Consider the following 10,371-nt stretch of genomic DNA (forward strand, 5'->3'; position numbering starts at 1 on the left):
TTCGACGGTAGGAAGAGACGCGGTCGGGCAGGAAGGGCCCAAGGTCCCTGCGCCGACCTGATATCGCCCGCCCCCAGCGGGCACCCGGTTACGGTGCGAGGGTGAGCACCGCATCGCTGGGCCTGCTGGCCGTCGGCTGGGTGCTCGGCTGGGTGCTCGCCGGGCGTCGGTTGGTGCTGCCTGCCATCGGCGCCCGTGCCGGCGAGGCGGGCGCCTCCAGCGTGTCCGTCGTGGTCCCGGCCCGGAACGAGGCCCGGCGGCTGCCCGAGCTGCTCCGCTGCCTGGCGACGCTCGACCCCACCCCGGGCGAGGTCGTCGTCGTCGACGACGAGTCGACGGACGGCACGGCCGCGCTGGCCCGTGCAGCGGGGGTCGACGTCGTGCCGTCGTCGCCCCCGCCCGGTTGGACGGGCAAGGCGGCGGCGTGCCAGCGGGGGGCCGACACGTCCACCGGCGACGTGATGGTCTTCCTCGACGCCGACACCACGCCCGGCCCGCGAGCGGTGGCCGCCCTGGCTGCGGCGGCGCGCGGGGGAGAGCTGGTCTCGGCCCATCCGCGCCACCGCGTCGAACGGCCCTACGAGTACCTGTCGATGGGGCCGGCCGTGGTCACCGTCCTGGCCGGCGGCCTCGGGCCATCGCCGCGGTGGCGCTGGTGGCGCCGCCCCGTGGCCTTCGGCCCGGCGATCGCGGTGCGGCGTGACGTCTACGAGCGCTTCGGGGGTCACGCGGCGGTGCACGGCGACCTCGTGGAGGACCTGGCGCTGGCCGGGGCCGCCGACCGGGCCGGGGTGCCGGTGCGGGCCCAGCTCGCCGGCGACCTGATCTCCTACCGGATGTACCCGGAGGGCCTGCGCCCCCTCCTGCACGGCTGGGGCCGCAACCTGGCCAGGGGCGCCGGCGCCACGCCGCTGCTGCGCCTCGTGGCGACGGTCCTCTGGGTCGTGGCGGCACTCCACTCAGGGCTCGTGCTGGGTGTCGACCGGGGCTGGCTCTCCGTCCTCTGCTACGCGGCCTTCGCCGCCCAGTTCGCCGTCGTCGCTCGACGCGTCGGGCGCTTCAGCCCGGTGGCGGCGGCCCTGCACCCCCTGGCGCTGGCGGCCTTCGTCGTCCTGTTCTGCTGGTCGTTCGTCCTCGTCGTCCACCGGCAGAGCGTGCAGTGGCGGGGCCGCAAGGTCGAGGTCGGGGTGTGACCAGCAGGCGCGCGTGGGTGGTCGCCGTCCTCGTCGACGCCGCCGTCTGGGCCGGGTGGAGCACCGCCGTCGGGTATGCCGCTCAGCGACTCCCGCCCGACGCCCTCACCCGGGACACCTGGCTCACCCGCATCCGTGGGTGGGAGGGCGGCGGTCGCACCTGGGAGGCCGTCGGCATCCGCCGCTGGAAGGACCGGCTGCCGGACTTCGGTCCCGCGCTGGGCGGCTCGTCCAAGCGCCACCTCCCCGGGCCGGGCGCCGCGGACCTCGAGAGGTTCTCCGCCGAGACCCGGCGGGCCGAGCTCGTGCACTGGGCCATCCCGATGGCGCTGCCCGTCTTCGCCCTGTGGAACCCGCCCGGGCTCCTCACGGGGATGGCGTTCTACGCCGTCGCGGCCAACGTGCCATGCCTGGTCGTGCAGCGGTACAACCGGGCCCGCGTCGACCGGCTGTTGGCGAGGCGGCGGGGCGCCGAGGAGCGGCGACAGGCCTGAGCGGCGCCTCCGGGCGGCGTCGTCTCCCTAGGATGCAGCGCATGTCGAAGTCCGTGTTCCTGCTGGTCTACGAGACCGTCGCCGAGTTCGAGGTGGCGGTGCTCCTGACCGCACTGCGAGGCACCGGTCACTCGCTCACGACCGTGGGGGTCACCCGCGAACCGGTGACCACCACCGGCAGGCTGACCCTTCTCCCGGACGTCGCGATCGACGCGGTGGACCCGGCAGCCGTGGACGCGTTGGTCATCCCGGGCGGAGACGCGGCCCATGCGATGGGCAACGAGCACCTGCGCGCGCTGATCCGCAGCCTCGACTCCCGTTCGGCCCTCCTTGCCGCCATCTGCGGAGGTCCGGCCGTGCTCGGCGACGCCGGCGTGCTCGACGGGCGCCGCTACACGGCGGCGCTGGAGCCGACCGATGCCGCATACGAGGGGATCCACGGACGCGGAACCCGCGAGCCCGAGCTCCTCGTGACCGACCGCAACCTCGTGACCGCCGTGGGATCTGCCTACCTGCTCTTCGCCGAGGAGGTGCTCCGGCACCTCGCTGACGGCTCGGCGACCGAGCGGCTGACCTACTTCCGCGAACCGACCATGGCCTGAGTGATCGAGCGGCAGCCGCCGTAGACAGACCACCCCACCGTGACTATTTTGGGCAGATCGTCGGGGCGGCACCACCCGCCTCGGGCCGATCGAGAGGGATGCTCCCATGTCTCGTCACCTCCACACGTGCCCGCCTTCCGCCGCAGACCGGGAGGCATGACATGTCCGGCGCCGGTCCCGAGCTGAAGAGGGCGCTCAACCAGCGCCAGCTGACGATGATCGCCATGGGCGGCGTCATCGGCGCGGGCCTGTTCGTCGGCTCCGGAACGGTCATCAAGGCCACCGGGCCGGCCGCGTTCCTCACGTATGCCATCTGCGGCGTCCTCATCATCCTGGTGATGCGGATGCTCGCCGAGATGGCCGTGGCCAACCCGTCGACGGGCTCGTTCGCCGACTACTCCCGCAAGGCCCTCGGCAACTGGGCGGGCTTCTCCGTCGGCTGGCTCTACTGGTACTTCTGGGTCATCGTCGTCGGGTTCGAGGCCGTGGCCGGCGCCAAGGTGGTCAACTTCTGGCTCCCCGGGGTGCCCACCTGGGTGCTGAGCCTGCTGCTCATGCTCCTCATGACGGGCACCAACCTCATCTCGGTCTCCTCGTTCGGCGAGTTCGAGTTCTGGTTCGCGGGCATCAAGGTGGGCGCGATCATCGTCTTCCTGGTGTGCGGTTCGCTGTTCGTCCTCGGCATCTGGCCCAACGCCGACCTGAACTTCAGCAACCTGACCGCCCACGGCGGCTTCTTCCCCAACGGGGGCCTGGCGGTCACCGCGGGAGTCGTGACGGTGATCTTCTCGATGGTGGGCGCCGAGATCGCCACCATCGCGGCCGCGGAGTCGGACAACCCGGAGCGGGCCGTCTCCAAGGCCGCCAACTCGGTGATCACCCGCATCGCGATCTTCTTCGTGGGCTCGATCTTCCTGCTCGCGGTCATCCTGCCCTGGAACTCCTCGACCCTCGAGGCCTCGCCGTACGTCGCGGCGTTCCAGAAGATGGGCATCCCGTACGCCGACCACGTCATGAACGCGGTCGTGCTGACCGCCGTGCTGTCCTGTCTCAACTCCGGCCTCTACACCGCCTCGCGGATGCTCTTCGTCCTCGCGGCACGCCGTGAGGCTCCCGCGTCGATGGTGTCGGTCAACTCGCGAGGCGTGCCGGTGGTCGCGATCCTGGCCTCGTCGGTCGTGGGCTTCCTCGCGGTGATCATGGCGGCCGTCTCGCCCGACACCGTCTTCTCCTTCCTGCTCAACTCCTCCGGCGCCGTCATCCTCTTCGTCTACCTGCTCATAGCCGTCTCCCAGATCATCCTTCGCTACCGGGCGGAACCCGCCACGCTCAAGGTGAAGATGTGGTGGTTCCCCGTGCTGTCGGTGATCACGGCCCTGGGCATCGTCGCGGTGCTGGTGCAGATGGGACTGACCGAGGACGTGCGGATCCAGCTGGTGCTGAGCCTGGTGTCGTTCGGTGTGGTCCTCGTCCTCTTCTTCGTCAACCGGGCGCGTATCGGTCGGCTGCCCGACCGGGTCGCGCCCGAGCACACCGGTCGGGCCCGACGCGTGCTGGTCCTGGCCAACCAGACCCTCGAGGCCGACGAGCTGATGACCGAGCTGCAGCGCATCGACGCCCAGGGGGAGGCGACGTACTACGTCTGCGTCCCGGCCAGCGCGGTCGAGACCGGGGCCGCCTCCACGCACGGCGCGGTGTCGGTCCGGGACGCGACGATGGAGGCCGCCGAGGGCCGGTTGCGACGCACGCTCGACGCGCTCGCGGCACACCGGCTCGACGCCACCGGCGGACTCGGCGACTACCGGCCGCTGCGCGCCCTCCGAACGGCGGTCCAGCAGTTCCAGCCCGACCAGATCGTCATCGTGACACTGCCCGCCTCGGAGTCGGTGTGGCAGCGGTTCGAGGTCGTCGACCGGGCAGCCGAGCTCGGGATCCCCGTCACCCACGTCGAGGCCGCCTCGATGGTGGCCAAGGTCTGATGCATGACGATCGTCGTCGCCTACACCGCGCAGGACAGCGGCACCTCGGCCCTCGAGCTGGCGAGCGTGCTGTCCCGATCCACGGGTGAGCCGCTCGCCGTCGCCGTCGTGGTGACGACACCACACGCGGCGGGAGTCCCGGAGCTCATCGACGGCGACTACCTCGGTCCGCTGACCGCCTGGGGCGAGTCCGTCCTCGACAAGGCGCGCGCGGATGTGCCCGGCGACGTCGCGGCGACCTTCGAGGTGCGTCAGGCATCCTCGATCCCCCGCGGATTGCTCGAGCTCGCCGCGGACGTCCACGCCTCCGCCATCGTGCTCGGCTCGTCGACCAAGGGTCCCTTGGGACGCATCTCGCTCGGTAGCGTCACCGACCGACTCGTCCACTCGGCCCCGCTGCCGGTGCTCCTCGCCCCACGTGGCTATCGTCCGGGACCGGCATCACACCTCCGCCGGGTCAACCTCGGCTACGGGGGATCGGCCGACGTGGGCCACGTGGCCGTCGTGGCTGCGCGCCTCGCCGAGAGGGTGGGTGCCGACGTGCGGGCCGTGACGTTCGCCGTCCGGCCGCCGAGGCGGTTCTACGGGGGCGTCGAGGAGTCGGCGGACGAGCTCGTCGTCGACAGCTGGGTGGCTCGGGCGAAGGAGTCGCTCCGGACGAAGGTGGGGCGGACTGATCCCGCTCTCGGTGAGCGACTTGCGCGGTCGCTCGTGGTCGGTGAGGGCGTGTCCTGGGGCAAGGCCATCTCCGACGTCCACTGGAGCAGTGGGGACCTGCTGGTCATCGGCCCGTCCTCGTCGGCCCCTGCCGCGCGTCTCTTCCTCGGCTCCCGGGCCTCGAAGATCGTCCGGTCGGCGCCCGTCCCGGTCCTCATGGTGCCGGCGCCGCCGCGCGGCGGCTGACCGTCCCGGGTCCGTCTCCACCCGCGCGCCGGGAGTGCCCGGGGACGACGAAACCGCAGGCCACGACGAGGTGACCTGCGGTTTCCGTTGTTGTGGCCAGGGGCGGGGTCGAACCGCCGACCTTCCGATTTTGGGGGAGACGCAGAGGTGCAGGTCAGTGGCGTCTTCCGCGCGGGCGTGCGATCCGGCGTGCGATACGCCATCAGGGAGGTCGTCGCGGCCGCACGCTCTCCACGTGAGCCCGGGAAGAGACTCGAGGGCGACACGGGCTTCTCCTTCGGCGACGGGGGGCACCCTCGCCATGGTGCTGGTTACGGGTTCATACAGAAATCGAGTTCGCGGGGGTGACCACCCGTCTCCCGGGAGCGGCATGTCCGGACGTCACGTCAGGCAGACTCAGCGACATGGGGATTCGGCTGGTCGGGGACGCGGCCCGACGGGGTGGCGGCACGGCTCACCGGGTACGCGTGCACGCTACGGGCGTCGCCCTGATGAGGGGGACAGTGACCTGACATGGTGAGGATCCGCCGGGTGGACATTGAGGGCATGGCGCGAGGCCGCGGTGGGCGGTTCGTGGCGGCGGTGGCTTTGGCGGCCGTCGCCGCCGCCGCACTGGCCGCGTGCAGCACCGATGCGGCCGACCAGAAGGTCATCGACCGGCTCTTCAAGATGGACGTACTGGCGGTGCCCCCCGGGGCCACCGTGATGTCGCGGACCAGCTCGAAGGGTGGAGGCAACAGCGCCATCCGCAACGCCTCGTCGGTCACTCTCGTGTATGCCACCACGCAAACGCCTGCCGAGGTTGGGAACCGCTTCCACGCAGGCTTCGACCCGACGTGGCACTTCAAGGACAACGGGGCCGTGGATCTCGGCGGTTGGCGAGCAAGTGGCGGCCCGGGCCCTGACCCTGACGCCGAGCCGGACACGGTCGCTGACGTGACGGCGCGCCGCGTCATGTCTGCGGACAAGGCGCCGGCCGGCACCCAGTCCGTGGTGACGGTCTCCGTGTCGGCCACCCGACCCGCCTGAGGCGGTCCGGGCCGCCCGCAGCGCGGCATGAGCGGTAAACGCCTCTCGCTGAGGGTCGGACGTTGTCCGGGGAGCGGCATTGTCGACGTCGTCCGGGGGCGGCATGGTCGAGGCGACCAGCGCGGGCGAAACTACCAGGGGCCCACCCTGGCCTGTGCCGACAGCGCCGGAAGGAGCTGAGCCCCGCAATCGCCTGGCCGGTGTGGCTCAGCGGCGCGTCGAGCCTCGGCGGTGGTCGGGCGGGTGCCCCGCCACCGGGGGCGGAGACGTCCGGGACGGTCGGCTCACGCGAGCGCAACACGTCGGGGGTGTCGGGTGCGCTCTGCTTCTCGGGGGCGGCGTACTCCAGGAGGAGCAGTGCGAGGTCGTCGCCGAGAAGGGCCCCGGTGGTGTGCCGTCCGACGGCTTCGAGCACGGCGTCCATGGCCTTGGGGACCTCTGGTCCGCTCAGCGCCGGGCCCAACGCGAGCGGTGAGAGGAACTCCCCGTCACGGTTGCGTGCCTCGGACAGGCCGTCGGTGTACAGCAGCAGCCGGTCTCCCGGGGCCCACGGCACGGTCAGATCCCGGTAGGGCCGGCCGTCAGGCAGGCCCATGCCCAGCGGTAGTCCCGGCGGGGCCTCCAGCAGTACCAGTGACCCGTCACTGCGGCGCAGCAGCGCCGGTGGGTGTCCGCAACTGACCAGGACGACGCGGGAGGGGTCCGAGACGTCAACCAGGACCACGGTGACGAACTCTTCGGGTTCGAAGAAGTCCGTCAGGTAGCGGTCCATGGCCTTGGCCACCAGTGGCAGCGTCGGTTCGATCGCCGCGGACTGGCGGAACGCACGGATGACCCGAGCGGCCTGCTCGACCCCGGCGATGCCCTTGCCACGGACGTCACCAACGATGAACCGCACCCGTTCCGGATCGTTCGATGCGGGGCTGCTGTACCGGTAGCAGTCGTAGAGGTCGCCGCCGACCACGGCATCCCGCGCGGCCGAGACGTACCGAGCCGCAACCCGGACAGGCCCCGCCCGGGCGGGCACGATCGGCAGGATCGCTCGCTGGGCCACGTCGGCGATCGCGACCAGCCGGGCGACCTGGCGTTCGCGCCGGACTCGGACCGTTGCGACAGCAACAGCGCCGACACCGACGAGCAGCACATCAACGATGCGGACCGCCTGCTCCGTCGTTCCCCAGGTGTGGTTCCACACCCCCGAGGCCGCGGCCAGGACGGTCGCCGTGGCCGCCACGAGTGCAGTCCACGCCGGGGACAGGACCGCGCACGCGATCAGCGCGGCAATCCCGTACAGGACGCTGAGCGTGAACGCCGGACGAGGATGCCGGACGTCGATCAGCAACACCAGTGCCAACCAAGCCACCGACGCGGCAAGACCCCTTGACGACGCTCGCCTCTCAGCATCCATACGTGGGCCCTTCCATCACACCATTGGCCCCCCTCGAGAGGTACCTGTGGGCCACTCCCGCGGAACCAGCTCAACATCGTTATGCCGGGCGCTACGGCCGTCGGGCGGCCCTCTGCCGCGTGGCTCGGTCACCCGTCGCGAGCGTCGCCCAGTAGACGCTGCCCCCCGCGGGGGCGCGCGTGCGGCCACTTGCCAAGGACAGTCTCCGAACGATCTCCAGCCCGCGACCGCGCTGCGGTATCCCGTCATTGCTCTCCAGAGCGTGGGCGGCTGCATCACTGCTCGCTTGGCGAGTGCTGAAGCTTCCGCGATCGCGTACAGCGATGTTCAGCAGGTCATGGCCGTGGTCCAGTCGCAGCTCGAGGTCCGAGCTTGCGTGGTCTATCCCGTTGGTGACGAGCTCACTGACGATCAGCGTGGCGTCCCCGATCATAGCTGACAGTGTCCAACGGGCCATGACCTCGATCGCGAAGCGCCGTGCCCGGCGCGGGGCGATCGGCAGCGGCGCGAGGAGCAACCGCTCACGTTGCATCGGCGGCTCTGTCGGCATCCGTGTGAACGCGGCTTCAGTCGAGTCGGCGAGCCCGACGAACGATGCAACGCCCGTCGCGCGGAGCGCCTCTGCCGGTTGGTCATGCGCGCCGACCAGCCATACCACCGGCCCCGGCCAGGGCCCGGACCATTGCGCCGCGACCCAGACAGCGACACACGCCGGGTCAAGCCACGTCACCTCCGTCATCTCGCACACCACGCAGGGCGGGTCCTCAACCAGGGCCTTGGCCAACGCATCACCAAACCGCGGCCCGTCGATGGAGCGGACCGACCCGCTCATGCGCAACACCGCGCACCCGCCGCTGTCGACCCGGGTCAGCTGCATGAGCGCGGTACCTTCCGGCATGAAACGAGGCCCCAGAGGGTCACCAGCCACCGGCCGCTCGTCATGTCCATCCCGGGCCCCACTCCCGCTCCGGTGCCCGCCCGCAGGCCGTCACCAAGATCAGCCTTTCACGTACAGAGGAAGGCGCGCCAGACGCACGACCTGCGGAGCGAGCAGCTCGTGGCTCGCCGGGGCCAGCGGGGGTCCGCCACGCGCCTCGTCGGGCACCGTGACGAGGCGTGGCTCAAGAGGGGACTGGCCCAGCTCGTAGCAGCACTGCCCACCTCGCCGTTTCCGTACCGGTTCGAGGAGAGTGCAGGAGGCGCCATGACGGGCGTGATCATCGGGGTCGATCCCCACGAGCTGTCGGCCACCATCGAGGTCGTCAACCATACGGCCACCTGCTGGGGTCGGGCCGGTTCACGACCGACAAGGCCGGCTACGCCGCCATGCGCAACTACGTGAAGACGTGGCCGCAGCGAACATGGGCCGTCGAGGGAGCCAACGGGGCTGGCAGGCCACTTGCCCAACGGCTCCTGCCGACGGCGAGCTCGAGGCGTTGCGGATGTTGGCCGACTGTCGCGACGAACTGGCGAGGCGTCGGGGGCAAGCGGTGACCCGGCTGCAGCGGCTTCTATCGGAACTCGTTCCAGGACAACGGAAGCGAGACCCGTCTGCCTTGCAGGCCAAGGTGATCTTGGCCTCGGTGCCGCCCCGGGACCTCGCCGGGAAGATCCGCCGTCGGATGGCCGCGGAGGAGCTGCTGCCCAGTGGGCGTTGGCCATGTCCACGGTCTGCTGGGACAACTCCCGGAAGGCGGTGCCGCGGTGGCCGTTTGAGCCGGCGCCACCTGGTAGCCGCATCCCCCAGGCATGGTGCCGTCTTTCCTCCACTGCTCCCTCGTCGAGCCCTCAGCGGCGGCCAGACTCTGACGAGGGGAGCATGGCCTCCCGCCCCAGCGTGGTGCGCGACCGGTCAGTCGTGGCTGCCATCTCGTACTGGAAGGCGAGGCACTTCCAGCCGTCTCGGTCGGCTCGAAGGCTGGCGTGCTCGGCGTCGGCTGCCGCCATGACCATCGCGTATGCGGCCTGCCACCACCCGGGCGGGCCTCCGAGTTGAGATCGTAGCCACGCCAAAGCTTCCTTGTATGGCTCGATCCGTTCGCCGGCAGCTGCCGGCCGCGGCTGCTCAGATCGGTCTCGGTCTGCGTGATTCACGGTTCCCTCCCGCGGTCGGTCGCGGCGCTGGCCGGCGGCGGGCGGCCACCACACCTCGATGCCGTCGGGGCTGGTGTACGGCTTGCCAGTCATTTGCAGCCCTCGTGGGCGCATCGGGTGGTGGGGTGGGTGCGCGTGGCGGTGTCGTGCGCGTGGGTGTCAGCGAGGGCTTTCGCGTTGGGTCCGTCGGCTTCCCACGGGCAGTGGGGGCGGGTGCAGGACTCGATGTCGTGCACGGTGTTCATGCGCTGCCCTCCTGCTCAGCTGAAGGTCGTGGCCGTGGGTTCGCCGTCCGCGGCTCTGAGTGCGCGGCCAGGCCAGCGAGGCGGGACAGACGCCGCTCGTGTCCATCGCGGGCAATCTCGGGAAGTGCTTTCATGCTGGTCCTTTCCTTGCGCGGGCCTCCCGAACGACCAAGCGGGCGCCTGCAACAGAGGCAACAGCGCGACTGCTTGGGCTCTCCGCGCATTGCGGACGTGCACCCGACGGAGGCCCCCAGGAGGGGAGGGGGCACCTGAGGGCCTCCTGCTGGGCGCACGGGGTAACCCAGCGACGCGGCTGCAACGTTTCATCGAGCGTCGCTGGGTTCAGGGGTGACCCAGCGGTGCGATTGCAACGTCTTCGAGCGTAGAAGGCTCAACGGGACCGCACTACACGGAACCGGACGCA

At 70.9% G+C, this 10,371-nt stretch carries 8 protein-coding genes; 6 read left to right on the forward strand and 2 right to left on the reverse strand.

Annotation, left to right across the window (positions count from 1 at the left end; all coding sequences use genetic code 11):
* The first annotated feature begins 101 nt into the window (after nucleotides 1–101).
* The 6 genes from ABD241_RS12645 to ABD241_RS12670 all read left to right on the forward strand — a co-directional run bounded on the left by ABD241_RS12645 (nucleotide 102) and on the right by ABD241_RS12670 (nucleotide 6,200).
* Nucleotides 102–1,193, forward strand: a complete 1,092-nt coding sequence (locus ABD241_RS12645; RefSeq protein ID WP_344062896.1) for a glycosyltransferase family 2 protein — start codon at nucleotides 102–104, stop codon at nucleotides 1,191–1,193.
* The gene (locus ABD241_RS12650; protein WP_344062899.1) at nucleotides 1,190–1,687 is read left to right on the forward strand and encodes a glycosyl-4,4'-diaponeurosporenoate acyltransferase CrtO family protein; all 498 of its coding nucleotides are present in this window, start codon (nucleotides 1,190–1,192) and stop codon (nucleotides 1,685–1,687) included. Before ABD241_RS12645 ends, ABD241_RS12650 begins: the two co-directional genes overlap by 4 nt.
* A 41-nt stretch (nucleotides 1,688–1,728) precedes the next feature.
* The gene (locus ABD241_RS12655) at nucleotides 1,729–2,289 is read left to right on the forward strand and encodes a DJ-1/PfpI family protein (protein ID WP_344062902.1); all 561 of its coding nucleotides are present in this window, start codon (nucleotides 1,729–1,731) and stop codon (nucleotides 2,287–2,289) included.
* 161 nt (nucleotides 2,290–2,450) lie between these two features.
* On the forward strand, nucleotides 2,451–4,268 hold the full coding sequence (locus ABD241_RS12660; RefSeq protein WP_344062905.1) for an amino acid permease: 1,818 nt from the start codon (nucleotides 2,451–2,453) through the stop codon (nucleotides 4,266–4,268).
* Nucleotides 4,269–4,271: 3 nt separating this feature from the next.
* Entirely contained in the window at nucleotides 4,272–5,171 is a 900-nt protein-coding gene (locus ABD241_RS12665; RefSeq protein WP_344062908.1) for a universal stress protein, read from the forward strand.
* 546 nt (nucleotides 5,172–5,717) lie between these two features.
* Nucleotides 5,718–6,200 carry a hypothetical protein gene (locus ABD241_RS12670; protein ID WP_344062911.1) on the forward strand — a complete coding sequence of 161 codons (483 nt, stop codon included), beginning with the start codon at nucleotides 5,718–5,720 and terminating at the stop codon, nucleotides 6,198–6,200.
* Here the strand turns inward: ABD241_RS12670 and ABD241_RS12675 are convergent.
* Nucleotides 6,124–7,434, reverse strand: coding sequence for a PP2C family protein-serine/threonine phosphatase (locus ABD241_RS12675; protein ID WP_344062914.1), 1,311 nt, complete (start codon nucleotides 7,432–7,434; stop codon nucleotides 6,124–6,126). The genes ABD241_RS12670 and ABD241_RS12675 overlap by 77 nt on opposite strands.
* Before the next feature lie 265 nt (nucleotides 7,435–7,699).
* Nucleotides 7,700–8,485, reverse strand: a complete 786-nt coding sequence (locus tag ABD241_RS12680; RefSeq protein WP_344062917.1) for an ATP-binding protein — start codon at nucleotides 8,483–8,485, stop codon at nucleotides 7,700–7,702.
* Between the last annotated feature and the right edge of the window lie 1,886 nt (nucleotides 8,486–10,371).

The organism is Terrabacter lapilli (genome assembly GCF_039531305.1).
GTDB classification, from domain to species: domain Bacteria; phylum Actinomycetota; class Actinomycetes; order Actinomycetales; family Dermatophilaceae; genus Terrabacter; species Terrabacter lapilli.

What these genes read in the sequence shown, in the direction of transcription:
- ABD241_RS12655 (WP_344062902.1), top strand. Translation starts at nt 1,729, where the DNA reads ATGTCGAAGTCCGTGTTCCTGCTGGTCTACGAGACCGTCGCCGAGTTC.
- ABD241_RS12660 (WP_344062905.1), top strand. Translation starts at nt 2,451, where the DNA reads ATGTCCGGCGCCGGTCCCGAGCTGAAGAGGGCGCTCAACCAGCGCCAG.
- ABD241_RS12665 (WP_344062908.1), top strand. Translation starts at nt 4,272, where the DNA reads ATGACGATCGTCGTCGCCTACACCGCGCAGGACAGCGGCACCTCGGCC.
- ABD241_RS12670 (WP_344062911.1), top strand. Translation starts at nt 5,718, where the DNA reads ATGGCGCGAGGCCGCGGTGGGCGGTTCGTGGCGGCGGTGGCTTTGGCG.
- ABD241_RS12680 (WP_344062917.1), bottom strand. Translation starts at nt 8,485, where the DNA reads ATGCAGCTGACCCGGGTCGACAGCGGCGGGTGCGCGGTGTTGCGCATG.